Source organism: Streptomyces sp. TBY4, assembly GCF_024213195.1.
Lineage (GTDB): Bacteria > Actinomycetota > Actinomycetes > Streptomycetales > Streptomycetaceae > Streptomyces.
Genome location: NZ_JANAVF010000020.1, coordinates 18,092 through 40,918, shown reverse-complemented (window position 1 = coordinate 40,918; position 22,827 = coordinate 18,092). Strand labels below are relative to the sequence as shown.

22 protein-coding genes are annotated in these 22,827 nt (G+C 73.8%); 7 read left to right on the top strand and 15 right to left on the bottom strand.

Going from position 1 to position 22,827, the window contains the following annotated elements; translation table 11 throughout:
• Window positions 1-54: 54 nt before the first annotated feature.
• Window positions 55-1,761 carry a DUF885 domain-containing protein gene (locus NLX94_RS33400; protein WP_254386887.1) on the top strand — a complete coding sequence of 569 codons (1,707 nt, stop codon included), beginning with the start codon at window positions 55-57 and terminating at the stop codon, window positions 1,759-1,761.
• 70 nt (window positions 1,762-1,831) lie between these two features.
• Here the strand turns inward: NLX94_RS33400 and NLX94_RS33395 are convergent, their stop codons facing one another.
• From NLX94_RS33395 to NLX94_RS33365, 7 genes are all read right to left on the bottom strand, one after another.
• Window positions 1,832-2,338, bottom strand: coding sequence for a rhodanese-like domain-containing protein (locus NLX94_RS33395; protein ID WP_254386886.1), 507 nt, complete (start codon window positions 2,336-2,338; stop codon window positions 1,832-1,834).
• A gap of 58 nt (window positions 2,339-2,396) precedes the next feature.
• A complete protein-coding gene (locus NLX94_RS33390; protein WP_254386885.1) occupies window positions 2,397-5,414 on the bottom strand; it encodes an AAA family ATPase in 3,018 nt (1,005 codons plus the stop codon).
• Window positions 5,411-6,583 carry an exonuclease SbcCD subunit D gene (locus NLX94_RS33385; protein ID WP_254386884.1) on the bottom strand — a complete coding sequence of 391 codons (1,173 nt, stop codon included), beginning with the start codon at window positions 6,581-6,583 and terminating at the stop codon, window positions 5,411-5,413. The genes NLX94_RS33390 and NLX94_RS33385 overlap by 4 nt, the downstream gene beginning before the upstream one ends.
• Window positions 6,584-6,671: 88 nt before the next feature.
• On the bottom strand, window positions 6,672-7,286 hold the full coding sequence (locus tag NLX94_RS33380) for a DinB family protein (protein ID WP_254386883.1): 615 nt from the start codon (window positions 7,284-7,286) through the stop codon (window positions 6,672-6,674).
• Window positions 7,287-7,344: 58 nt separating this feature from the next.
• Entirely contained in the window at window positions 7,345-7,971 is a 627-nt protein-coding gene (locus NLX94_RS33375) for a YigZ family protein (RefSeq protein ID WP_254386882.1), read from the bottom strand.
• Between the two features lie 60 nt (window positions 7,972-8,031).
• The gene (locus NLX94_RS33370) at window positions 8,032-8,250 is read right to left on the bottom strand and encodes a hypothetical protein (RefSeq protein ID WP_254386881.1); all 219 of its coding nucleotides are present in this window, start codon (window positions 8,248-8,250) and stop codon (window positions 8,032-8,034) included.
• 509 nt (window positions 8,251-8,759) lie between these two features.
• On the bottom strand, window positions 8,760-9,179 hold the full coding sequence (locus NLX94_RS33365) for a hypothetical protein (RefSeq protein ID WP_254386880.1): 420 nt from the start codon (window positions 9,177-9,179) through the stop codon (window positions 8,760-8,762).
• A gap of 215 nt (window positions 9,180-9,394) precedes the next feature.
• Here NLX94_RS33365 and NLX94_RS33360 point away from each other — a divergent pair, with 215 nt between their 5' ends.
• Entirely contained in the window at window positions 9,395-9,799 is a 405-nt protein-coding gene (locus tag NLX94_RS33360) for a CoA-binding protein (protein ID WP_254387016.1), read from the top strand.
• Window positions 9,800-9,962: 163 nt separating this feature from the next.
• The gene (locus NLX94_RS33355) at window positions 9,963-10,751 is read left to right on the top strand and encodes an HAD-IB family phosphatase (RefSeq protein ID WP_254386879.1); all 789 of its coding nucleotides are present in this window, start codon (window positions 9,963-9,965) and stop codon (window positions 10,749-10,751) included.
• 32 nt (window positions 10,752-10,783) lie between these two features.
• Here the strand turns inward: NLX94_RS33355 and NLX94_RS33350 are convergent, their stop codons facing one another.
• Window positions 10,784-11,365 carry an XRE family transcriptional regulator gene (locus NLX94_RS33350; RefSeq protein WP_254386878.1) on the bottom strand — a complete coding sequence of 194 codons (582 nt, stop codon included), beginning with the start codon at window positions 11,363-11,365 and terminating at the stop codon, window positions 10,784-10,786.
• 112 nt (window positions 11,366-11,477) lie between these two features.
• Here NLX94_RS33350 and NLX94_RS33345 point away from each other — a divergent pair, with 112 nt between their 5' ends.
• Window positions 11,478-12,347 (top strand): DMT family transporter, encoded by an 870-nt coding sequence (locus tag NLX94_RS33345; protein ID WP_254386877.1) that lies wholly within the window; start codon window positions 11,478-11,480, stop codon window positions 12,345-12,347.
• Between the two features lie 246 nt (window positions 12,348-12,593).
• Here NLX94_RS33345 and NLX94_RS33335 read toward each other — a convergent pair whose 3' ends face one another.
• Complete coding sequence (locus NLX94_RS33335) at window positions 12,594-13,334, bottom strand: acyltransferase (RefSeq protein WP_254386876.1); 741 nt, start codon at window positions 13,332-13,334, stop codon at window positions 12,594-12,596.
• 126 nt (window positions 13,335-13,460) lie between these two features.
• Between NLX94_RS33335 and NLX94_RS33330 the strand changes: the two genes are divergently transcribed.
• Entirely contained in the window at window positions 13,461-14,006 is a 546-nt protein-coding gene (locus NLX94_RS33330; protein WP_254386875.1) for a gamma carbonic anhydrase family protein, read from the top strand.
• Between the two features lie 38 nt (window positions 14,007-14,044).
• Here the strand turns inward: NLX94_RS33330 and NLX94_RS33325 are convergent, their stop codons facing one another.
• The 4 genes from NLX94_RS33325 to NLX94_RS33310 form a co-directional block, all read right to left on the bottom strand.
• On the bottom strand, window positions 14,045-14,749 hold the full coding sequence (locus NLX94_RS33325; protein ID WP_254386874.1) for a DedA family protein: 705 nt from the start codon (window positions 14,747-14,749) through the stop codon (window positions 14,045-14,047).
• 60 nt (window positions 14,750-14,809) lie between these two features.
• Complete coding sequence (locus NLX94_RS33320) at window positions 14,810-17,347, bottom strand: beta-glucosidase (RefSeq protein WP_254386873.1); 2,538 nt, start codon at window positions 17,345-17,347, stop codon at window positions 14,810-14,812.
• A 271-nt stretch (window positions 17,348-17,618) separates the two neighbouring features.
• Window positions 17,619-17,771 (bottom strand): DUF2191 domain-containing protein, encoded by a 153-nt coding sequence (locus tag NLX94_RS33315; protein ID WP_254387014.1) that lies wholly within the window; start codon window positions 17,769-17,771, stop codon window positions 17,619-17,621.
• A 99-nt stretch (window positions 17,772-17,870) separates the two neighbouring features.
• The gene (locus tag NLX94_RS33310) at window positions 17,871-18,323 is read right to left on the bottom strand and encodes a DUF4442 domain-containing protein (RefSeq protein WP_254386872.1); all 453 of its coding nucleotides are present in this window, start codon (window positions 18,321-18,323) and stop codon (window positions 17,871-17,873) included.
• A 95-nt stretch (window positions 18,324-18,418) separates the two neighbouring features.
• On the opposite strand from NLX94_RS33310, the gene NLX94_RS33305 reads away from it, so the two are divergent.
• Both NLX94_RS33305 and NLX94_RS33300 read left to right on the top strand, forming a co-directional pair.
• The gene (locus NLX94_RS33305; RefSeq protein WP_254386871.1) at window positions 18,419-19,480 is read left to right on the top strand and encodes a hypothetical protein; all 1,062 of its coding nucleotides are present in this window, start codon (window positions 18,419-18,421) and stop codon (window positions 19,478-19,480) included.
• A gap of 70 nt (window positions 19,481-19,550) precedes the next feature.
• Window positions 19,551-20,897: an MFS transporter gene (locus tag NLX94_RS33300; protein WP_254386870.1), complete on the top strand. Its 1,347-nt coding sequence runs from the start codon at window positions 19,551-19,553 to the stop codon at window positions 20,895-20,897.
• Window positions 20,898-21,006: 109 nt separating this feature from the next.
• On the opposite strand, the gene NLX94_RS33295 is transcribed toward NLX94_RS33300, so the two are convergent.
• Window positions 21,007-21,798 (bottom strand): spermidine synthase, encoded by a 792-nt coding sequence (locus tag NLX94_RS33295; protein WP_254387012.1) that lies wholly within the window; start codon window positions 21,796-21,798, stop codon window positions 21,007-21,009.
• Window positions 21,799-21,885: 87 nt separating this feature from the next.
• The gene (locus NLX94_RS33290) at window positions 21,886-22,773 is read right to left on the bottom strand and encodes a patatin-like phospholipase family protein (RefSeq protein WP_254386869.1); all 888 of its coding nucleotides are present in this window, start codon (window positions 22,771-22,773) and stop codon (window positions 21,886-21,888) included.
• Between the last annotated feature and the right edge of the window lie 54 nt (window positions 22,774-22,827).

Here is a 22,827-nt window from a genome sequence, read left to right as displayed (position 1 = left end):
GCTGAGGACCTTTTGGTGATGACGCGGAGCCGTCTCGCATACGAAGATGTCCACATGTCAGACATCATCACCAGTGACAGCTCCGCACGGCTGCCCCGCCAGGTCGCCGATGCCTACGTCGACGACCTCATCGCCATCGACCCGATCACGGGCACCTACCTCGGCGTGGCCGCGAGCTCCTCCAAGCTCCCGGACCTCTCGCCCGCGGGCCGCGCGGCGGCCGCCGAACTCTCCCGCACCACGCTCGCGCGGCTCGACGCCGCCGAGCAGCTGCCGGGCGCCGACAGCGACGCCGAGCGCCGCTGCGCCCGGCTGCTGCGCGAGCGGCTCACCGCCGAACTCGCGGTCCACGAGGCCGACGAGGACCTGCGCGCGGTCAGCAACATCCACTCCCCGGCCCACTCGGTGCGCGAGATCTTCTCCCTGACCCCGGCGGAGACCGACGAGGACTGGGCCGCGATCGCCGAGCGGCTGCGCGCCGTACCGGCCGCGTACGCGGGCTACCGCGAGTGCCTCGCGCTCGGCCTGGAGCGCGGCCTGTTCGGGAGCCCGCGCCCCACCGCGACCTTCATCGAGCAGCTCACCGCCTGGGCCGGCGAGGGCGAGGACGGTGCCGAGGGCTACTTCACCGAGTTCGCCGCCACCGGCCCCCAGGCGCTGCGCGCCGAGCTCGACGAGGCCGCCGCCGCCGCGACCGCCGCCGTCGTGGAACTGCGCGACTGGATGCGGGACGTGTACGCCCCCGCAGTCGAGGGCAAGCCCGACCCGGTGGGCCGCGAGCGCTACGCCCGCTGGTCGCGCTACTTCAACGGCACCGACCTGGACCTGGACGAGGCGTACGCCTACGGCTGGTCGGAGTACCACCGACTGCTGGCGGAGATGAAGGCGGAAGCCGCCAAGATCCTGCCGGACGCCGGCCCCTGGGAGGTGCTCAAGCACCTGGACGAGCACGGCACCCACATCGAGGGCGTGGACGAGGTCCAGGCCTGGCTGCAGGGCCTGATGGACGAGGCCATCGAGAACCTCGACGGCACCCACTTCGAGCTCGCCGAGCGGGTCAAGCGGGTGGAGTCGCGGATCGCCCCTCCCGGCGGCGCCGCGGCCCCGTACTACACGAACCCGTCGGAGGACTTCTCCCGTCCGGGCCGCACCTGGCTGCCGACGATGGGCCAGACCCGGTTCCCCGTCTACGACCTGGTTTCCACCTGGTACCACGAGGGCGTTCCGGGCCACCACCTCCAGCTGGCGCAGTGGACGCACGTGGCGGACCAGCTCTCCCGCTACCAGGCCAGCGTCGGTCTCGTCAGCGCCAACGCCGAGGGCTGGGCGCTGTACGCGGAGCGGCTCATGGACGAGCTGGGCTACCTCAAGGACGCCGAGCAGCGCCTCGGTTACCTGGACTGCCAGATGATGCGCGCCGCGCGCGTCATCGTGGACATCGGCATGCACCTGGGTCTGGAGATCCCGGCGGATTCGCCGTTCCACCCGGGCGAGCGCTGGACGGTGGACCTGGCGCAGGAGTTCTTCGGCCTGCACAGCGGCCGGCCGGGCGACTTCGTCGAGAGCGAGCTGACCCGCTACCTGTCGATGCCGGGCCAGGCCATCGGCTACAAGCTGGGCGAGCGCGCCTGGCTGCTGGGCCGCGACAACGCGCGTGCCGCGCACGGCGATTCCTTCGACCTGAAGGCCTGGCACATGGCGGCGCTGTCCCAGGGCTCGCTGGGCCTGGACGACCTGGTGGACGAGCTGTCGAAGCTCTGACCTCCGGGACCCGCGCCACGCACGGACGGGCCGGCTCCCTCGCGGGGCCGGCCCGTCCGTCTGCTCGCACTCAGCAGCCGCAGTCGTCCGAGTCCGTGGGGGCCGTCAGCGGGTCGGCCTCGGCGCGCTGTTCGCGGCCCTGCCAGGTCTCGACCTCGAAGCCCTCGCGGATCCAGTACTCGATGCCGCCGAGCATCTCCTTGACCTGGAAGCCGAGCTGGGCCAGGGCGAGCGCGGAGCGGGTGCCGCCGTTGCAGCCGGGGCCCCAGCAGTAGGTGACCACGGGCAGGCTCTTGTCGAGGAGCTTCTCCGCCTGCTCGGCGATGAGCGCGGTGGGCAGGTGGACCGCACCGGGCACGTGGGCCTGGTCCCAGGACGGGGTGGAGCGCGAGTCGACCAGCTGGAAGCCGAGCTCCGCGCCCTGCTCCCGGTGGGCCTTGAAGGCGGCGGCGACGTCGGAGACGTCGGCGTGGAAGGCCAGGCTGGCCGCGAAATAGGCGGCGGCCGCCGCGGGCGCGGCCGGCGGGACCCGGAGCACGGGGTTGGTGGAGGCGGCCTGGGTGTTCGAAGTCGTCATGGCGACGAATCTACAATTTGTTGATCACCGTTGAAAAGGCGTTTTCGCAGGTCACAACCTATGCCCGGATCTGTCCACCCGCCGTTCGGTGCCGCACCACCGAGCCCCCGCGCTGCTTGACGATCTCCAGCTGGGCCTGCACCCGGGTCCTCAGGTCGGCCACGTGGCTCACGATGCCGACGCTGCGGTCGCGTTCGCGCAGCGAGTCCAGCACGTCGAGCACCTCGTCGAGCGCCTGGTCGTCGAGGCTGCCGAAACCCTCGTCGATGAAGAGGGTGTCGAGCCGCATGCCGCCCGCCTCGTCGGTGACCACGTCGGCCAGGCCCAGCGCGAGGGCGAGCGAGGCGAAGAAGGTCTCGCCGCCGGAGAGCGTGGCGGTGTCCCGCTCGCTGCCGGTCCAGGCGTCGACCACGTGCAGCCCGAGCCCGGAACGCCCCCGTCCGCTCGCCTTGGCGTCGGAGTGCAGCAGGGTGTAGCGGCCGCCGGACATGCGCAGCAGCCGTACGGTCGCCGCGGCGGCGACCTGCTCCAGCCGGGCAGCGAGCACGTAGGCCTCCAGGCGCATCTTGCGCTCGTTGTCGGCGGAGGTGCCCGCGGTGAGTCCGGCCAGCCGGGCCACCCGTTCGTAGGCTTCGCGCAGCGGTCCCAGGGAGCGCAGCTCCCGCTCGATCTGGAGGGAGAGCCCGTCGAGGTCCGTGCACCGGACCCGGGCCGCGTCCACGGCGGACCCGGCCGTACGAAGCTTCGCGGCGGCCAGGGCCGCGTACGCCTCGGCCTCCTCCGGCGCGGCCGGGGGCAGGGCCGCCGCCGCGGCGGTGTCGGCCTCGCCGAGCCGGTCGGCCAGCATGGCCTCCTCCGCCTGCCAGGCGTCGGTGCGGCGTTGGAGCGCGCTGCGTTCGTACTCGGGGAGGACGGCGTCGGCCGCCTCCTCGGTGGTGTCGAAGCCTGCCTTGAAGGCGGCGTCGGCGAGCTGGTCGTCGGCCTCCTTCAGCCGGGCTGCGGTGGTGTCGGCCCGGCGCAGCGAGGCCGCCGCCGCCGTGACGATGCGGACCCGGTCCTCCAGGACTCCGGCGCGGGCCGCGACGCTGGGCGCGTCCGCCCGTACCAGGGCCAGCTCCGCCTCGAGCGAGGCCTGCTCCCGGTCGAGGGCTTCGCGGCGCGAGGCCCTCGCCGCGGCCCGGGCCTCGGCTTCGCTGCGCTCGGCGCTGCGCACCGCGTGCTCCCGCTCGGCGCGGGCGAGGCGCTCGCGCGCGGTGTGCAGTCCGGCGGCCGCGGCGTGCGCCTCGGCGTGCCGGGTGCTCAGCCCGGAGGTGAGTTCCATGAGCTCGGCGGTGGTGGCCTCCCCCGCGGCGGCGGCAGCCTCGGCGCGGGCCTCCCGGACGGCGGCCAGCCTGCGCTCGACGCCGGCCCTGCGCTCCTCGGCCCCCTCGAAGCGGGCGTGCGCCGCCTCCTCCGCGGCCCGGTCGACGTGACCGGGGGCGGGGCGGGCCGGAGCGGGATGTTCCGCGGCCCCGCAGACGGTGCAGGGCTCTCCCGCCACCAGGGCGGCGGCGAGTTCGGCGGCGATGCCGCGCAGCCGGGTCTCCTTGAGTTCCAGCCAGCGCTCCCGGGCGGCGGCCGACTCCTCGCGCGCGCTGAGCAGTTCGCCCGAGGCCCGCTCCGCGTCGGCGTCGAGGGCGTCGCGCCGCCGGGCGGCGTCCATGCGCAGCCGGGCGGGCTCCAGCTTGCCGGCGATCTGCTCGGCCAGGGTCGCGGCCTGCTGTGCGGCGTCCGCGCGGCCGGCCAGCTCGGTCCGGGTGGCGTCCCAGCGGCCGAGCCATTCGGCGGTCTCCTGCTGCTGCTCCTCGGCGGCCCGGGACTCCCGTTCCAGGTCGGCCCGTTCGCGGCCGATCTCGGCGCTGCGCTGCTCGGTGCGGCGGGCGGCTCCGAGGGCTCCGAGATCCTCGCGCAGCCGCTGCTCGACCGCGGCCAGCTGCTCGGTCCCCGCCTCGGCGAGCTGCGGCGGCAGCTCCGCCCGGGCCACGGACTCCGCGTGCGCGGCGGCCATGTGGGCGCCGGCGGCGGCTCCGCGCAGCTCCAGGGCGGGGGCGACGAGGGCCCCGCGCCGGGCCCGGTCGAGCAGGCCGGCCACCCGGTCCCGCTCCGGACCGGCCTCGGCGAGCAGGGCCGCCCGTCGGGTGGTCTCGGCGTGCCTGTGCTGGAGCCGGTCGAGCTCCCGCGCCTCCTCGGCGGCCCGCCGGGCGGCGGCGTGGCGGCCCTCGACGGCGGCGAGCGCGTACTCGGCGACGGTGAGCCGCTCCCGGGCGGAGCAGCGCGCGACGGCGGCCCAGGCGCGGATCGCCCCGGACAGCCCGGGGTCGCCCGGCTGGTGCCGGGGCAGCGGCCAGGCGCGCAGGTCGGCGGCGTCCCCGGCGGCCTGGGCGAGCCGCTGGGCGGTGTGCAGCACCTGTTCGTCACCGGCGCGGACCTTGGCCTCGGCGGCCCGGCGGCGCTCACCCAGCAGGGTTTCGACGGCGGCGAAGCGCCGGGTGTCGAAGAGCCGTCCCAGCAGCCGCCCGCGCGCCGCCTCGTCGGCCCGCAGGAAGCGCGCGAACTCCCCCTGCGGCAGCAGCACGACCTGGCAGAACTGCTCGCGGCTCATGCCGAGCAGCTGCTCGATCTCCTCGCCGATCTCCTGATGGGACCGGCTGAGGGCGCTCCAGCCCTCCCCGTCGAACTCCCGCAGCCAGCTCTGCGCCTTGTCCTTGGTCGTCCCGGTGCCGCGCTTCTTGGGCCGGTCCTGTTCGGGGCGCCGGGTGATCTCCAGGCGGCGGCCGCCCGCGGTGAGTTCGAGGGTGATCTCCGTCGGGGTGCCCGAGGCCGCGTGGTCGCTGCGCAGACTGGTGCCCGGCGCCTGACGGGAGCCGGGGACCGACCCGTAGAGGGCGTAGCAGACGGCGTCCAGGACGGAGGTCTTGCCCGCGCCGGTGGGACCGTGCAGCAGGAAGATCCCGGCGCCGGAGAGGGCGTCGAAGTCGATCTCCTGGGGTTCGGCGAAGGGCCCGAAGGCGGTGATGCGGAGCCGGTGCAGCCTCATCGGTGGGTCTCCTGCCGGCTGTCCTCGGCCCGTACCTCGTCGAAGGCGCCCTGGAGCACCTCCCGTTCGGCCTCGTCGGAGAAACCGCCGCCCCCGCGCACGTGGGCGACGAAGTCCTCGGCGATCTCCCGGTCGCTGCGGCCCCTGAGCCGCTGCGCGTAGGAGCCGCCGCCGTCCTCGGCGCGCCCCTCGGGGTCGAAGGCGAGGCTCAGGACATGGGGGAACCGTGCGGCGAGCCGGGCCATGGGGTCCTCGGGCCGGACGGCGTCGGTGAGGGTGGCCTCCAGCCAGCAGTCCTCGTACCGGGCGTACGCGTCCTCGGAGAGCAGCTCCTCCAGCGGTCCGCGGACCCGGGCGAGGCCGCGCGGCACGGGGGTGCCGACGCGTTCGGCACTCACGATCTCCCCGCCCGCACCCAGCTCGACGACCCACACACTCTTGCGGTGGTCGGCTTCGGAGAAGGAGTAGGCCAGCGGGGAACCGGAGTACCGGACCCGCTCGTTGATCGTCTGGCAGCCGTGGAGGTGGCCGAGGGCAGCGTAGTCGACACCGTCGAAAACGGAGGCCGGCACGGCCTCGACCCCGCCGACGGTGATGTCGCGCTCGCTGTCGCTGGCCTGCCCGCCGGTGACGAAGGCGTGCGCGAGGACAACCGACCGGGTCCCGGGCGCCCGCCCGGCCAGATCGGCCCGGATCCGGTCCATGGCCGCGCCGAGGACGGCCTCGTGGCTCACCTTCCCGGCACCGAACTGGTCCCGCACCAGCGCGGGCTCCAGGTACGGCAGTCCGTACAGCGCCACGTCACCGTGTACGTCGGTCAGCACCACGGGGTCCGCACACCCGGCGGGGTCGGTCCTGAGGTGGATCCCGGCCCGCCCGATCAGCCCGGCCCCGACCCCGAGGCGGCGGGCGGAGTCGTGGTTCCCGGAGATCATCACGGTGGGCACGCCGAGCTCGGCGAGCCGGTGCAGGGCCCGGTCGTACAGCTCCACGGCGGGCAGCGGGGGCACGGCCCGGTCGTACACGTCACCGGCGACGAGCACGGCGTCGACCTCGTGCTCGCGGACGGTCTCGACGAGGTGATCGATGAAGGCGGCCTGGGCGCCGAGCAGGTTCACCCGGTGAAAGCTCCGGCCCAGATGCCAGTCGGAGGTGTGCAGGAACTTCACGAAATCGCCCTGACCTGCACGTTTACCCCTACTGCCCCTCTGAGACCAACACGACCCGGCACGGGGCCGCAGTCGCCCCCGTGCCACGCTAACGCATGCCGCCCCCTGAACCACCACGGACCTCGTCAATACGGACGGCCGCCCTGGCGGCCTGCTCGACCTTCGCGAAGTGGGCCGCCCGGGCTTCCTCGTCGACCGGCTGCTCGTGTTCGGCGCGCATCCCGGTCCGGCCGTCCACACCCTCGCGCAGGATGTCGGCCTGCCCGGCATGCCGGACGGTCTCTCCGAGGACATGGACCAGGACGGCGAACAGGTTGGTGTCGGCATGAGGCTCCGGCCACCAGGGCACGCGGCCGGGGGCGTCGAGGGCGAGTGCGCCGATCGTCGCGTCCGAGTGCTCCCACGTGCGCCGGTAGAACCCCACGATCTGCTCGCGCGTCTCGTGCTCGGCCGCCCATTGATCGCTGCCGTCGGAGTCCTGCCACCGGCACAGCGGCTCCGGGGAAGGCCGGCCGAGGACCTCACCGAGGTACCTGGCCTCGACCGTGGCCACGTGCTTAACCAGGCCGAGGAGGTTGGTCCCGGTCGCCGTCAGAGGCCGGCGGGCGTCGTATTCGGACAACCCGTCGAGCTTCCAGAGGAGCGCCTCACGGTCCCGCCGCAGTCTCTGGTGCAGGCTGTCCTTCGCGAACTCGTCGATCATGCGGCCCGAGCCTGCCACGGACTGCCCGGCGACCTCAAGATCATTTCCTCCGGACGCCTCAGGCTGCGTACGTCTCCCCGCCCGGGGTGAGGGTGGCGCTGCCCGCGGTGCTGTCGGCGAGCCAGGCCTCGAAGGCGGGCAGGTCGGCCTCGGGCAGGGCGACCTCGATCTCCACGGCGGCCCCGTAGCGCACGTCGAGCACGGTCCTGCCGGTGGAGCGGAGGTCGTTCTCGGTCTTGCCGGCCCGCTGGTGGTCGACCGTGACGGTGACCAGCCGGTACCGGTGCCGGGTGATCGTGCCGAGCGCGTCGAGCGCCTCTCCGACGACTCCGCCGTAGGCGCGGATGAGCCCTCCGGCGCCGAGCTTCACGCCCCCGTAGTACCGGGTGACGACGGCGACGGCGTAGCGGATGTCCCGGCGCGTGAGCATCTGCAGCATCGGCACCCCGGCGGTGCCGCCGGGCTCCCCGTCGTCGCTGGCCTTCTGCACGGAGGCGTCGGCGCCGATCACGTAGGCGTAGCAGTTGTGCGAGGCGGTGGGGTGCTCCTTGCGGATCCGGGCGACGAACTCCTGCGCCTCCCGCTCGGTCGCCGCGGGCGCGAGCGCGCACAGGAACCGCGAGCGGTTGATCTCGGACTCGTGCACACCCTCACGGGCCACCGTCACGTACTGGTCTGCCTTCACCCGTCCACCCTAAGCCGTGGCCGAGGACGGCCCGCCCGCCCCGGAGCCGCGTCACCGGCCTCAGGCGAAGAGGGAGGCCGCCGCGTCCACCAGATCCTCGGCGGCCTGCCGCGCCGACTCCCGCCGCTCCGACAGGTCTGCCGCGTCGTGCGCGTGCCGCATCGCGTAGGCCGCGTCCGCGGCTGCCTTCGCCCGGTCGGCCAGTTCGTAGACGTACGGGTTGGGTTCCGTGTCGGCGGGGGCGGCGGCTACGAGGTGCAGGTGCAGGGTGGGGTTCATGCCGGGAGGCTAGGCCTGCTCCGGGGCCGGGCGGTGGGGATTTGAGCCGGTTCGGAGCTCGACCGTTCGCGGCGGGCGCTCCGCCTCACGGCGAGGCACCCTGGCTCGCGGGCATCGCGACCTCATGGAGATGCGCCTCGACCTGACCCAGGTGCCGGTCATGTGCCACGACGATCTCGTCCGCGAGGTCGAGGACGCGGACGGCCCCGCCGGGAAACCGGGCGGTGATGCCGACGGCGGCGTCGCAGGTGCCGTGCCGGTAGCGGATCTCTCGGACCGAAAGGATCTACTGGCCGATGAACCGGGTCATGGGGAAGTCGGGCAGGTCGCCCACGACCGTCGTGTGCCCGTCCCGCAGCAGGCGTCTTCCCGCGAGGCCCTCATCGTTGATCATCCCCCGATGCTTTCACGGCGCGAAACGACTCGGCCCTGGGTTCCCGGAGGCCTTCTTCAGCCGCACGACGCGGTGGCGTCCACCGCCCTCGGCCGCGCCAACCAACCTGAAGCCGCTACTGGTCAGGCGAGCTCACCCAGGGAGCGAAGCGCTGGTCGGGGCCCGCGTCCTCGCGCCAGTACCGCAGGACCGTCTCCTGGACCATGTCGAGCCGCCCCGCGGCGATAAGGCATGAAACGGGCCCCTGCCCGCCCGCGTCGGCCTCGAAGGCGACCACGAGGGGCGGCTCCTCGCCGAGTTCACGCGTGACCTTCAGGAGTTCGCCGGGTGACGGGGCCCGGAAGACCGGGTCGTGGAACGCGGACGGACAACTGACGAAGACCGGATCGCCGAAGACCAGTTCCAGGCCGTGGTGGTAGGTCAGGTCGTGGTCGGCGGCGAGCTTGAGCTGTCCACGCCCCCAGGAGACCACGTCCCAGTCCCACCAAGATCCTTCGGGAAGCTGGATCGCGGCATGCACTCCTTCGGCATGCACCGGCAGCCCCCTCATCCCGTTCGCACAGATCGAACGACAGGCTACACAGCGCGGGCCGACGGCCGCGGCTTGACCAGCGAGGAGCCTGAGGGCTTCCGAGGTGGGTGCAGGGAATCCGGCGGAGGTGTTCTTCGTTGAAGGGGCTGGTGGCTGTCAGTGGGCAGGGGCAGCTGGACCAGGACGTTTACCAGTACCAGCAGCAGGAGGCGGCGCGCGTGTACGGCGATCCGGCAACCATCCGCAAGATCCTCACCGAGCTCGGGGACACCTGGGCCGTGGTGGGGCTGTCCAACAATCAGGAGCGGGCCGCGTACCGCGTGGCCGAGGTGCTGCAGCGGTACGGCAAGCGCGTGGTTCCCGTGCACCCCAAGGCCGAGACGGTTCACGGCGAGCAGGGTTATCCCTCGCTGGAGGCGATCCCGTTCAAGGTGGACGTGGTGGACGTCTTCGTGAACAGCGCGCTGGCCGGCACGGTCGCCGACGAGGCCGTCGCGAAGGGGGCGGAGGCCGTCTGGTTCCAGTTGAACGTGGTCGACGAGGCCGCCTTCGACCGTACTCGTGCGGCCGGAGTGGACATGGTCATGGACCGCTGCCCGGCGATCGAGATCCCCGCCCTCTGAGGGATCTGAAGGATCCGAGGGATCCGGGGGCCGCTGCGCCTTCAACCCTTTCAACGCGACTCGGGTATCCAAACCGGACAAACGGTACGAATACTTGAGACCGCGCCTCCCCCGTCGGGGTCTGCCGCGCACCTCAGACCGGCCCCGACCAGGGAGTCCCACCGTGATCAGCCATGCCCAGAGTCCCGCTCGCAGCCACGCCCGGATCGCCGTGCTCGACCTCGACGGCACGCTCGCGGAGGGCTCGGTGGCCCTCCCCTTCGTGGAGTCCCTCATCGCCGGCGGCGTCGGCGATCCGGTGGCCGGGCGGGCGGCGCTCGGCGCGATGGCCGGCTACCACGGGGGCACCGCGGCCCACTCCTCCTCCGCGGCCGCCGCCTACGCGCACCTCGCGCGGGCCCTCGAAGGCGCCGAGCGGACCGAGGTGGAGCGGGCCGCCGCAGCCGCCTGGCCGGCGGCCCGGAAGAGGATCCTGCCCTTCGCCGACGAGCTCGTGCGGCTCCTGCACTCGGCCGGGCTGCGGACCGTACTGATCTCCGGAAGCCCGTACGAGATCGTCCGGCGTGCGGCGGCGGAGCTGGGCATAGGCGAAGCTCACGGCATGCGGGCGGAGTTCCGGCGCGGCCGCTGCACCGGTGCGCTCACCAGCACGCCGGCGCTGCCCGGCGGCAAGCGCGCGGCCCTGCGTACGGCGACCAAGGGAAGCCCCGTGGACCGCCGGAGCTCCTTCGCCATAGGGAACTCCCCCTCCGACGCCGAGGTGTTCGAGCAGGTCGGGCTGGCCGTCGCCTTCGAACCGGACCCGGTGCTGCGGGGCTGGGCGATGGACCGGGACTGGATCACGGCCGACCGCCGCAACGTACTGGCCGTCTGCCGGGACCTGATCGCGACGCACCCCGTCCTGGGCGCGACCGGCCGAGGCGCAGGCCTCAGGGCCGCCGGCGCGCGCTGACCGTCCCGATATCCGACAACCCCGCGCACCGGTCACCCGTGGGAGGTCACCGGCGGGATGGAGACCGCCATCGTCATCTCCATCGGGCCCGGCCCCTCGTTGCGGTAGGCGTGCGGGGCGTCCGCCTCGAAGGAGACGGCTCCGCCGGCCGGTACGACGTACGTCTCGTCGGCGATCACCAGCGTCAGCTCCCCCACCGTGACGTGCAGCATCTCGAAGGTGCCCGGCGGATGCGGGTCCGAGGCGGTGCCCTCGCCGGGCTCGAGGCGGTAGGTCCACATCTCGACCGGCCCGCGCCGGTCGTCGCCGAGCAGCATGCTCGCGCCGCTGCCGCCCTCCGTGGACCACATCCGCACCCCCTGGCCCGGCAGGACCACCCGCACCTTCGGACCGCGGTCGTGGTCGAGCAGGGTGGTGATGCTGACTCCGAGCGCGTCGGCCAGTTTGACGGTCGTGCCGACACTGGGGTTCGTGCGGGCCTGCTCGATCTGGATGATCATGCCGCGGCTCACTCCCGCACGGGCGGAGAGGGCCTCCAGGGTGAACCCGCGCTCCCCGCGCCAGTGCCTGAGGTTGCGGCCGAGCGCCTGGGTGAGCTGTTCGAGATCCGACACCGTTCCGTCCACTCCATCCACTCAGTACAAGATTTTGAATGACAGAGTTCACTGCACTGAACTATCGTGCGCTGTACTCCACCGTTCAACGCACTGTACTGCGAGGCCTGTCATGACCGCCCTGTTCGCTCTGGCCACCGCCGTCCTGTGGGGCCTCGCCGACTTCGGCGGAGGGCTGCTGACCCGTCGGATACCGGCCCTCACGGTGGTGGTGGCCTCCCAGGTCCTCACCGTCCTCGTACTGGGCTCCGTGGTCCTGGGAACCGGTGCCTGGCGGGAGGCCGGGCCGCAGCTCTGGTTCGCGGTGGGGGCGGGGCTGGTGGGGCCGGTCGCGATGCTCAGCTTCTACAAGGCGCTCGCCCTCGGCCCCATGGGCGTGGTCTCCCCGCTCGGGTCCCTCGGCGTCGTGGTGCCGATGGCCGCCGGGCTGCTCCTGGGCGAGCGGCCCGGCGCCGCCCAGCTCGCGGGGATCGCGGTGGCCGTCGTGGGCATCGTCCTCGCGGGCGGGCCCGAGCTGCGCGGCGCTCCCGTACAGCGGCAGGCCGTCGTCCTCACCCTCGTCGCGGCCTTCGGCTTCGGAGCGGTGATGGCCCTGATCGCCCCCGCCTCCTCCACCGTGCCCGGCCTGTTCCTCGCCCTGTTCGTCCAGCGCGTCACCAACGTCGCCGTCGGCGGCGCCGCCCTGTGGGTGCGGGCCGGGCGCGGGATCCCGGCCCTCCCGGCGGGTACGGGCGGGCCGCGGATCCTGTGGGGGCTGCTGCCGCCGCTCGCCTTCGTCGGCCTCGCCGACGTCACGGCGAACGGCACCTACTCCCTCGCCGCCCAGCACGGCCCGGTCACCACCGCCGCCGTGCTCTCCTCCCTCTACCCGGTCATCACCGCTCTGGCCGCCTTCGCCGTCCTCAAGGAGCGCCTGCGCCCCGTCCAGGCAGCGGGAGCGGGCCTGGCCCTGGCCGGCACGGTCCTCCTGGCGGCGGGCTAGGCCGCCCAGGACAACGCGCAGGCCGCGGGGTTCTTCCTCCTCGGCTCCACCGACGCCCTCGGTCAGAGCCGCATGCAGGTCCTCGACCGGAACTGGACGGTCTGCTCGCAGGCGCCCGCCGCAGGCACACGGGCCGCCACCAGCACGAAGATCGTGTTCAACACGGTCAAACTCGAGGAAACCTGCCCCTGATCCACTGCCGCGCCCACCACCCGCTGCCCGCCGGCCGGGCGGGAGGCGTCGCGTTCACTCCGGTTCCGTCAGCTCCGTCAGTGCGCGCAGCTGCTCCGGGGTGACGCCGTCGGGGATCGGGACGGGGGCCGGGGTGCGCAGCGGGGGCTGCCAGCCCGTCTCGGGGTCCCAGCGGCGGACTATGCGGGCCGGCGCACCCGCCACCACGGCGTGGTCCGGCACTTCGCCCCGTACGACGGCCCCCGCCGCCACCACCACGTTGCGGCCCAGCCGCGCCCCGGGAAGGATCACCGCCCCGGTCCCCAGCCAGCAGCCCGGGCCGATCTCCACCGGGGCGCTGCGCGGCCACTGCTTGCCGATGGGCTCGTGCGGATCGTCGTAGCTGTGGTTGGTGGAGGTGATGTACACCCCGGGGCCGCAGAAGGTGTCGTTGCCGATGGTGATCCGGGTGTCGGCAATGACGTGGCTGTCCCGGCCGATGACCACGCCGTTGCCGAGGACCAGGACCGGTTCGGCGCCGAGGTCGAGGTCCGGCATCATCCCAGCGGTGAGCGTGACCTGTTCCCCGATGATGCAGTGGTCGCCCAGCCTGATCCAGGGGGCGCCGAAGACCGTGCCCTGCGGGAAGGCGAGCCGGGTGCCGTGCCCGATCGCGCCGAAGCGCAGCCCTCCGGGGGTCTGGGCGGTGACCGCTCCGGCCCGCTGCATCCAGCGCCAGCCCGCGTGGACCGCGCGCCCGGCCAGCCGGCGGCGCAGGGCCGTCAGAGAAGAGAACGTGTTCTGGTTCTTCGCCACCGGGTCACCGTAGCGCGCCGGCGGCCCGGGCCGCGCCGTGATCTTCACCCCATCCCCGGGGGTGCGGGCGGCGTGGCCTACGGTTCCGGTAGCGCGACACGTCGTACCGGAAGAGGAAGAGAACACATGACGCAGCAGGCGGCCCAGGCACTCGTGGCGGGTGTCGGCGGGAAGAACCCCGAGATCGACCCGACGGCGTTCACCGCTCCCACCTCCGTCGTGGTCGGGGACGTGCGCCTCGGCGCGGGCGTGAGCATCTGGTACTCGGCGGTGCTCCGCGCGGACTGCGGTCCGATCACGCTCGGCGCCGACAGCAACGTGCAGGACAACTGCACCGTGCACGTGGACCCCGGTTTCCCGGTCTCCATCGGCGAGCGCGTCTCCATCGGCCACAACGCCGTCGTGCACGGCTGCACCGTCGAGGACGACTGCCTGATCGGGATGGGCGCGACGGTCCTCAACGGTGCGGTGATCGGCGCCGGTTCGCTGGTGGCGGCCCAGGCGCTGGTCCCGCAGGGCATGATCGTCCCGCCCGGTTCGCTGGTCGCGGGGGTCCCGGCGAAGGTGCGGCGCGAGCTCACTGCGGAGGAGCGGGAGGGCATCAAGGTCAACGCCCTCATGTACAACGAGCTGGCCGAGCAGCACCGCGCCTCGGTGGCCCCGGAGGCGTAACGGGCGCTACGGCCCGGCACGCGTCGGTGCCGGGCCTCTCAGTCGGTGTGCACGGTCGAAGCGGTCGAAGCCTGCCCCGGCACCGGCACCGCGGCAGCGTCCGCCGCCGCATCGGTACCCGCCTCGGCCCGCGCCGCCGCGGCCGCCTTCTTCATCCGGCCGCGCACCACCACCGTCATCGCGAGCCCGCAGACGAGGGCCAGGGCGAGGGCCACCCACGAGAACCCCTTCAGCCACGGCTCGGCGACGATCCCGATCGAGTAGATGACGGCCGTCGTACCGCCCGCCCACAGGATCCCGCCGAGGACGTTCGCCACGAGGAACCGCCAGTAGGGCATGTGCAGGACGCCCGCCAGGGGCCCCGCGAAGATGCGCAGCAGCGCCACGAACCGTCCGAAGAAGACGGCCCACATGCCCCACTTGTCGAAGGAGCGCTCCGCCATGGCCACTTGGTCCGGCCCGAAGTGCTTGGGGAAGCGCCGGCCCAGCCGCTCCAGCATCGGCTTGCCGCCCCTGCGCCCGATGGCGTAGCCGATCGAGTCGCCCACGATCGCCCCGGTGGTCGCGCAGATGCCCAGCACCACGGGGTCGATGTGCCCCTGCTGCGAGGCCAGTAGCGCGGAGCTGACCAGGACGATCTCCCCCGGCAGCGGGATGCCGAGGCTTTCCAGTCCGATGACGAGCCCCACCAGGAGGTAGATGCTGACCGCCGGAATCGTCTCCAGCCATTCCTGGATGTGCACCGGTACGTCCTCCCGAGTTGTCCCCCCGGCCCGCCCCCTGTGGCGGACCGAACGGGCAGCCTATCCGGTCCCCACCACAGCCTTTGCCCTCAGAGGCAGTTCCCGCGAGGAGCGCCCCGCGAACACCTCGCGCCGGCCGGTGCCCACCACCCACGCGTCCCGCTCCGGATCCCAGGAGGACAGCGTGCGCGCGTCGATGTCCAGGACGATCCGCCGCGCCTCGCCGGGTGCGAGGGTCAGGCGCCGGTACCCGGCCAGCGCCCGGACCGGCTGGTCCAGCTTCAGGTCCGGGGAGGGTCCTACGTAGACCTGCGCCACCTCGGTGCCCGTACGGCGTCCGGTGTTGCGGACGGTGAACTCCACCCGAAGCCCGCTCCGTTTCCCGTGCGAGCCGCCCGGCCGGACCGCCAGTTTCTCGTAGGCCCAAGTGGTGTACGAGAGCCCGTGCCCGAAGGGGAACAGCGGAGCCACCCGCTGCTGGTCGTACCAGCGGTGGCCCACGTGCACCCCCTCGGCGTACTCCTGCCGCCCGCCCACCCCCGGGTAGCGCATCGGGTCCCCGCCGACCGGGGTCGCCCGCTCGTCGGCCGGGAAGGTCTGGGTGAGGCGGCCGCCCGGCTCCGCGTCGCCGAAGAGCACGTCGGCGGTGGCGGCCGCGCCTTCCTGGCCCGGGTAGTACATCTGGAGGACCGCTCCGGTGCGCGGGAGCCAGGGCATGGTCGTACCGGCGGAGGTGTTGAGCACCACCGTGGTGCGCGGGTTGGCGGCGGCGACCGCCTCGATCAGCGCCGCCTGTCCGCCGGGGAGTCCGAGGGAGGTGCGGTCGCTGCCCTCGGTGGCGTCCTCGTAGGCGAACAGCACCACGCTGCGGGCCGCCTTGGCGGCCTTGACGGCCTCGGCGAGGTCGGCGGCCCGGGTGGCCTTCGTGGTGTGCCGCAGCCGCAGCCGCTGCCCCTTCGGCCCGCCTTCGGCGAAGACGGCGAGGCGGTGTTCGCCCGCCTTGAGGGCGAGCGTGCGGCGGCGCACGGTACGGCCGTCGGGCGCGTGGCCGAGCAGGCCGCCGGCGAACTGCTCGGCCACGCCCTGCCGTACGGGGAAGAGCTCCTCCCCGTCGAGCCGGACGGACGGCCGCTTCCCGGTGTAGTGGACGAGCAGGGTCCACTCGTCGTCGGCGGCCAGCCGGAAGCTGCCCTCGTAGCCCCAGGTGCGCCCGGGGGCCACCGCCCGGTCGTCGAGCCCGGGGGCGGACGGCAGCAGGTCCGCCGGGAGCGGGCGCCCGTAGATGTCCTCGCCGAGGGCGTAGACCACGGTGGAGCCGCTGCCGGCCCGCCGCCGGATCTCGTCGAGGGGGGCTGCGGCCGCGTCCGGCACCACATGGGCACTGCCGCCACCGCCGACGAAGGGGGTCCGCCCGGTGGGTCCGATCACGGCGACGGAACGGGCGGCGGGGCCCGCCAGCGGCAGCGTGCCCCGCTCGTTGCGCAGCAGGACGGCCCCGGCGGTGGCGATCTGCCGTGCGGTACGGGCCCCCGCGGCGGCGTCCCGGGCGGGCCGCGCGGCGGGGTGCCCGGCGGAGTTCCCGGTGAGCAGTCCGAAGCGGTCCATGGTGGTGAGGATCCGGCGTACGGCGAGGTCGACGGTGTCCTCGTGGACGGAGCCGCCGCGCACAGCCTCGCGCAGGGGGGCGCCGTAGTGGGTGCCCGCGGGCATCTCCATGTCGAGGCCGGCGCCGATCGAGGCGACGGTGCTGTGGGTGGCGTCCCAGTCCGACATCACCCAGCCGTCGAACCCCCAGCGGCCGCGGAGCAGTTCGTCGAGGAGCGGCCTGCTCTCGCAGGCGTAGACCCCGTTGACCTTGTTGTAGGCGCCCATCACGGCGCCGGCCCCGGCGGCCACGGCCGCTTCGAAGCCCCGTAGCTCCGTCTCGTGGAGGGTCCGTTCGGCGGCGATCACGTCGACGGTGTCGCGGCCCTTCTCCTGGTTGTTGAGCGCGAAGTGCTTGACGGTGGCGATCAGGCCCTCGTCCTGGATGCCCCGGACGACCTCGGCGACCAGGTCGGCCGTCAGCTTCGGGTCCTCCGAGAAGGTCTCGAAGTTCCGTCCCGCGTACGGGGTGCGGATGAGGTTGGCCATCGGGGAGAGGAGCACGTCGACGCCGAGCGCGCGGCCCTCGCGGCCGATGACCCGCCCGTAGGCGCGGGCGAGCGCCGGGTCGAAGGCGGAGGCGAGCAGGACCGGCGCGGGCAGCGCGGTGGCGGGCCGGGCGACGCGGACCCCGGCCGGGCCGTCGGCGAGGCGGAGCGCCGGGATGCCGAGGCGCGGGATGCCCGGCACGTAGCCGGCCTGGCCGAGCGGCTCCGGGTCCGGGCCGCCGTGCAGCAGGACGGTCTTCTCCTCCAGGGTGAGCCGCTCCAGCAGGGCGTCGATCCGGGCGGCGCTGCCGGCCGCGGGCGCGGCGGCGGGGTTGCCCGCGCCCGCGGAGGTCCTACGCTGCTGCGCGCCGGGCGGCGGCGCCGGTACGCAGCCGGCCGCGCCGAGGGCGGCGCCCACCGCCCCGAGGAGGCGCAGCGCACGACGTCTGGACACGGCCTCGCTCATGGGCGCTCCCTGCGGCGTGGGCATCGGCGTCGGGTGCGGGAGCGACCCGCGCCGGACCGCTCCCGCCGCCCACTGTGCGCCGCCCGCGGCACGGGCCCGCCTCAGGCGCGCCACCACGACCCCGATGTTCAGCCCTGCGGCGGCCGCCCGCCGAGGTCGACCATGCGACGCCCGCCGCACCAGGCCGGTCCCGCGGCACCTGTTCACCCGGGGCCGACCCCACGGCGGCCACACGCCCGGGGTCAACCCCACGACGGCCACACGCCCGGGGTCAGCCCTGCGGCGGCTGCTGTCCGAGGTCGGCCTCGCGCCGGGGCTCGTCCTGGAGCTGGACCCGTGCCTCGGCGCGGTGGCCGCGCTCGATGTAGTCCCGTACGACGGCCTCGACCGCGTCCTGGGGCGACCCGATCCCGGCGAGGACCATCACCTCCACCACGAGCTCGGCGTCGAGGCTGATGCTGATCTTGGCTCGGCCCGGCACGGGACCCCTCCATCCGTCGTCGGAGGAGGGACTCTAGCGGGGTCAGGCGTTGGGGCGCAGCGTCCAGACGACCGTCATCTCGCCGGTCACGGCCTCGTCCTCGCGCTGGATGGCGATGGTGACGGGGAACTCGGGGCGGCCGCCCGCGTCGAGTTCGGCCACGACCTCCGCGGCCGGGCGGCCGAGGGTGGCGGTGGCCGTCACGACGCCCTTGGCGAGCTTCTTGTAGCCGATCTCCGCGCTCACCGCGAGCGGCACGGCGCGCGAGAGCTGGTCGCCGAAGGCGGCCAGGACGATCGCGCCGCTCGCGGACTCGGCGAGGGTGAACATGGCGCCGGCGTGCGGGCCCCCGAGGTGGTTGTGGAAGTCGGGCTGGTCCGGGAGGCGGACGACGGCACGCTCGGGGGTGGTCTCCAGGAACTGGAGGTTCAGGGTCTTGGCCATCGGCACGGTCGCGGCGAGCAGTTCGCCCACGTTCATCTGTTCAGCGCTCATGGGACGCGATGTTACCCGCGAGTAAGCAGCATTGACCAGACCTGTACGGGGGCGGCCGTGGCTCCCGCTCCGCGCTCCCACTATCGTTACCGGCCATGTGGCCAGGACAGCAGCAGCCGCCCGGGGGCGAACCCAACCCCCAGGACGCGCACCAGAACCCGTACCAGCAGCAGCCGGGAACGCCGAACCCGTACCAGCAGCAGCCGCCCACGGCGGCGTACGGGGAGCAGCAGCAGCCCGGCTACGGGTACCCGCAGCAGCCCCCCGCCCCCCAGGGGTGGGGTCAGCAGCCCCCGACCGTTCCCGTACCCCAGTGGGGCGGCACGCCGCCGCCCCCGCCCCCGCGCGGCGGGAGCCCGTTCTCGACCCGGACCGTGGCCATCGTCGCGGCCTCGGCCGTCGTCGTGGCGGCCGCCGCCACGGGGGCGTTCGTCCTGACCCGGGACGACAAGGGCGCCGACCTGGCGGACGGCAAGCCGAGTTCCTCCCCCTCCGCCCCGGCCTCCTCCGCCGCGCCCTCCCCGGGAGCCTCCAGCGCCAACCCGCGCGGCGGCGCCGACGCCAAGCCGGTCATCCCCGGCTGGAAGGTCGTCATCAACCCGAAGCACGGCACCGCCTTCGACGTCCCGCCGGACTGGGAGGTGAAGTCCTCGGGCCTGTCCATCGGCTTCGAGGACCACGCCAAGAAGGACGGCACGCCCCTGGTCATGATGGGGGCGCCCGCCATCCTCAAGGAGGACTGGTGCAAGGTCGACGCCGACAAGGACGGCAAGGAGGAGTCGACCGAGCTGGCGGGCATCGGCACCAAGGGCGGCATGGGCGCGAAGGACACCGCCGAGGCCGCCTACAACGAGGCCGGCAACTGGGCCTTCTCCGCGTACGCGCAGAAGGGCCCGAAGGGGACCACCAAGATCGTCGCGGCGAAGGAGTACACGACCTCCTCCGGCCTCAAGGGCCACATGGCGACCGCGAGCGTCAGCGGTCTGCCCAAGGAGAACAAGTGCGCCACGGACGGCAAGTCCGTCGCCTTCAGCTTCACGACCGCCAAGGGTGACATCGCCAGCTGGGTCCTCTACGGCGTCGCCGGCGTACCGGGCGAAGTGAGCAAGGAGACCTACGAGAAGATCCTGAGCAGCGTCCGCCTCCACACGGACTGACCTCCCCCGCCCTGCCTCCCGGGCCGGAAACCCGTTTGGTTTCCCGGCCCGGGACCGGGATAGTCCGGAGGTGAGCTCTCCTCCCTCCTCCCAGTCCTCCTCCCCCTCCCCCGGCGGCTCCCGCCGCGTGCCGGAGTGGGCGGGCCGCAACTACACCCTGCTGACGGGTGCCGCGGTCATCACGAACCTCGGGAGCCACGGAGCGCTCATCGCGACCGCCTTCGCGGTCATCCAGGCGGGCGGCTCCGCCGGCGACGTCGGCCTGGTGGCCGCCGCCCGTACCCTGCCGCTCGTCCTCTTCCTCCTCATCGGCGGAGCCGTCGCCGACCGGATCCCCCGCCACCGCGTCATGGTCGCGGCCAACGCCCTCAACTGCCTCTCGCAGGCCGTCTTCGCCGTCCTCGTCCTGGCCGGCGATCCGAAGCTGTGGCAGATGATGCTGCTCACGGCGCTGTGCGGCACCGGTACGGCCTTCTTCAACCCGGCCGCCGAGGGCATGCTCATGGCCAGCGTCTCCGGCCCCCAGGCCACCCGCGCCTTCGCCGTCTTCCGGATGGCGATGAACGGCGCCGGCGTCGGCGGAGCGGCCCTCGGCGGAGCGATGGTCGCCCTGCTGGGCCCCGGCTGGGTGCTCGCCGTGGACGCGGCCGCCTTCGCCGTCGCCGGAGCGCTACGGGCCTTCCTCGACGTCGGCCACATCGCCGAGCGTGCTCCCGGCGGCGGCCTGCTGACCGATCTGCGCGAGGGCTGGGTGGAGTTCAGGAGCCGCCCCTGGCTGTGGAGCATCGTGCTCCAGTTCGCCGTCGTCATGGCCGTCGTCGGCGCCGCCGAGGCGGTCTACGGGCCCCTGGTCGCCCTGGAGCGACTGGGCGGGGCGGCTCCCTGGGGCGTGGCCCTGGCCTTCTTCGGCCTCGGCACCATCGGCGGGGCCGTCCTGATGATGTTCTGGAAACCGCGCCGCCTGCTGCTGGCCGGCACCCTGTGCGTGTTCCCGCTGGCGCTCCCCTCGGCAGGGCTGGCGGTGCCGCTGCCGGTGTGGGGGCTGTGCGCGGTGATGTTCGTGAGCGGAGTGGCCATCGAGGTGTTCGGCGTGAGCTGGATGACGACGATGCACCAGGAGATCCCGGAGGAGAAGTTCTCCCGCGTCTCCGCCTACGACTGGTTCGGCTCGCTCTCGATGCTCCCGCTGGCCACGGCGGTGGCCGGCCCGGTCGAATCGGCGATCGGCCGCACCTCCGCCCTCTGGGGCTGCGCGGCCCTGGTGATCGTGGTGACGGCAGCCGTCCTCCTGGTCCCGGACGTCCGCCGCATGACCCGCAAACCCCACGCCGTGCACACCCCCGGCACAGCCCCGGACCTCACCAAACCGAGCCCCGCCAACTCCAGCCCCGCCAACTCCAGCCCCGCCGGCGTTTGAGGCGACCTTTCAGCCCCGCCGGCGTCTGAGGCGCGGGGTCCGGGGCGGAGCCCCGGGGAACGGGCGAAGGGCGGGTAGGGGACTCCGCCCCGCGCAGCGGCAGCGCACCTCAGCCGAGGCTGAACGCCCCCTCCGGCGGCTCGGGCGAAGCCACCGCATCGGCGTCGGCCACCGGCAGCGCCCCCCGCATCAGCCGCGCAAGAGCCGCCCCGCTCTCCACCCGCGCGGGAAACGCATCCCCCGCACACACCCGCGAAAGCGGCCCCACCGGCAGCTCCCACCGCGAAGCCAGCAGCACCGCATTCCCGAACCGCCGCCCCCGCAGCACCCCCGGCTCCGCGATCAGCGCCAACTCCCCGAAGACCGCACCGAAGTTCGCGAGCTGCCCCCGCAGGAACGCGAACGGCGCCCCGTCGGCGAGGTTCGCCACGTACACCCCGCCGGGCCGCAGCACCCGCGCCACCTCCCGCGCGTACTCCACCGAGGCCAGCGAAGCGGGCACCCGGGACCCCCCGAAGACGTCGCCCACCACCACGTCCGCGCTCGCGTCCGGCGCCGCCGCCAGCCAGGCCCGCGCGTCGGCGACGTGCACCGTGATCCCGCTCCCGGCCGGCACCGGCAGGAACTCGCCGACCAGTTCGACGAGCCCGCCGTCGAACTCGACCACGTCCTGCCGCGACCCCGGCCGGCCCACCGCCGCGTACCGGGGCAGGGTCAGCGCGCCGCCGCCGAGGTGCAGCAGGTCCAGCGCGGCCCCCGGCTCGCCCACGCAGTCCAGGACGTGCGCGAGGCGGCGTACGTACTCGAACTCCAGGTGTTCGGGATCGTCGAGGTCCACGTAGGACTGCGGCGCCCCGTCCACGGTGAGCAGCCAGGCCCGCTCCCGGTCGATGTCCGGCATCAGTTTGGCGGTGCCCTGGGCCACGTCCCGGATCACCGGGATCTGTTCGTCACTCACCGCACCATTGTCAGGCCACGTCAGGCCACGTCAGGCCCCCGCGGCCGCCCACACCTCGCGCGCCTGCTCCACGTGCGCCGCGGCCTGCTCCAGCCCCGCCCGCGCGGCGGGATCGCGGCGCGCGGGGTCCAGTACGTTGCGTCCGAAGACCTTCCGGGCCTGCGGCGACGGGGTGATCAGCAGCACCTTCGCCCCGGCCTCCCGCAGCCGCGCGGCCTGCGCCGCGGGCGAGGGGATCAGCCCGGCCCCCGTGGCCATCGGCGCGAGGATCACCACGCGGGAGTAGCCGGACGCGAGGTCGGCGTTGGTCGCGGAGCGGATCCCGCCGTCGATGAACCGCCGCCCCGCGACCGTCACGGGCGGCCACACCCCGGGCACGGCGCAGCTCGCCGAGACGGCGTCGACCAGCCCGGCGTCGCTCCCCCGCTCGAAGGCGGCGAGTTCGCCGGTCAGCGCGTCCACCGCGGCGACGACGAGGCGCCGCTCGGGCCAGTCGTGCGACACCAGCCGGGCTTCGAGCACCTTGCGGCGCACCGCCTCCGGCTCGGTGTCGGCGGCGAGCGCGAAGGCTCCTATCCGGCGCCGGTAGGACTTCGCGTCGCGAGAACGCACCATCGCGACGGCGTACCGCCCGATCAGGGAGGCCCCCAGCTTCGCGGGCAGCTCCCCGCCGGGGTCGCCGAGCTGGCGCTCGTACAGCTCCTGCGGGGTGAGCAGTCCGGAGGTGAGCTGCGCGCCGACGACCGAGCCGGCCGAGGTCCCGACGACGAGGTCGGCGCCGGTCAGGTCGACGCCCGCGCGGGCGAGCCCGTAGAGCATCCCGGCCTCCCAGCCGACGCCGGTCAGCCCGCCGCCGCCGAGCACCAGGGCCGTGCCCTTGCCTTCGCCGCCGCCTTCGCTCACGCTGCCGTCGTTCACGAACCGCTCCCTCCCCGCATGCCTGTGGTGACGGCAGTCTGGCGCAAGCCGACC

What these genes read in the sequence shown, in the direction of transcription:
- NLX94_RS33400 (WP_254386887.1), top strand. Translation starts at nt 55, where the DNA reads ATGTCAGACATCATCACCAGTGACAGCTCCGCACGGCTGCCCCGCCAG.
- NLX94_RS33390 (WP_254386885.1), bottom strand. Translation starts at nt 5,414, where the DNA reads ATGAGGCTGCACCGGCTCCGCATCACCGCCTTCGGGCCCTTCGCCGAA.
- NLX94_RS33315 (WP_254387014.1), bottom strand. Translation starts at nt 17,771, where the DNA reads ATGGTCCTCGCCGGGATCGGGTCGCCCCAGGACGCGGTCGAGGCCGTC.
- NLX94_RS33310 (WP_254386872.1), bottom strand. Translation starts at nt 18,323, where the DNA reads ATGAGCGCTGAACAGATGAACGTGGGCGAACTGCTCGCCGCGACCGTG.
- NLX94_RS33345 (WP_254386877.1), top strand. Translation starts at nt 11,478, where the DNA reads ATGACCGCCCTGTTCGCTCTGGCCACCGCCGTCCTGTGGGGCCTCGCC.
- NLX94_RS33395 (WP_254386886.1), bottom strand. Translation starts at nt 2,338, where the DNA reads ATGACGACTTCGAACACCCAGGCCGCCTCCACCAACCCCGTGCTCCGG.
- NLX94_RS33305 (WP_254386871.1), top strand. Translation starts at nt 18,419, where the DNA reads ATGTGGCCAGGACAGCAGCAGCCGCCCGGGGGCGAACCCAACCCCCAG.
- NLX94_RS33295 (WP_254387012.1), bottom strand. Translation starts at nt 21,798, where the DNA reads ATGCCGGACATCGACCGGGAGCGGGCCTGGCTGCTCACCGTGGACGGG.
- NLX94_RS33330 (WP_254386875.1), top strand. Translation starts at nt 13,461, where the DNA reads ATGACGCAGCAGGCGGCCCAGGCACTCGTGGCGGGTGTCGGCGGGAAG.
- NLX94_RS33320 (WP_254386873.1), bottom strand. Translation starts at nt 17,347, where the DNA reads ATGAGCGAGGCCGTGTCCAGACGTCGTGCGCTGCGCCTCCTCGGGGCG.
- NLX94_RS33370 (WP_254386881.1), bottom strand. Translation starts at nt 8,250, where the DNA reads ATGAACCCCACCCTGCACCTGCACCTCGTAGCCGCCGCCCCCGCCGAC.
- NLX94_RS33380 (WP_254386883.1), bottom strand. Translation starts at nt 7,286, where the DNA reads ATGATCGACGAGTTCGCGAAGGACAGCCTGCACCAGAGACTGCGGCGG.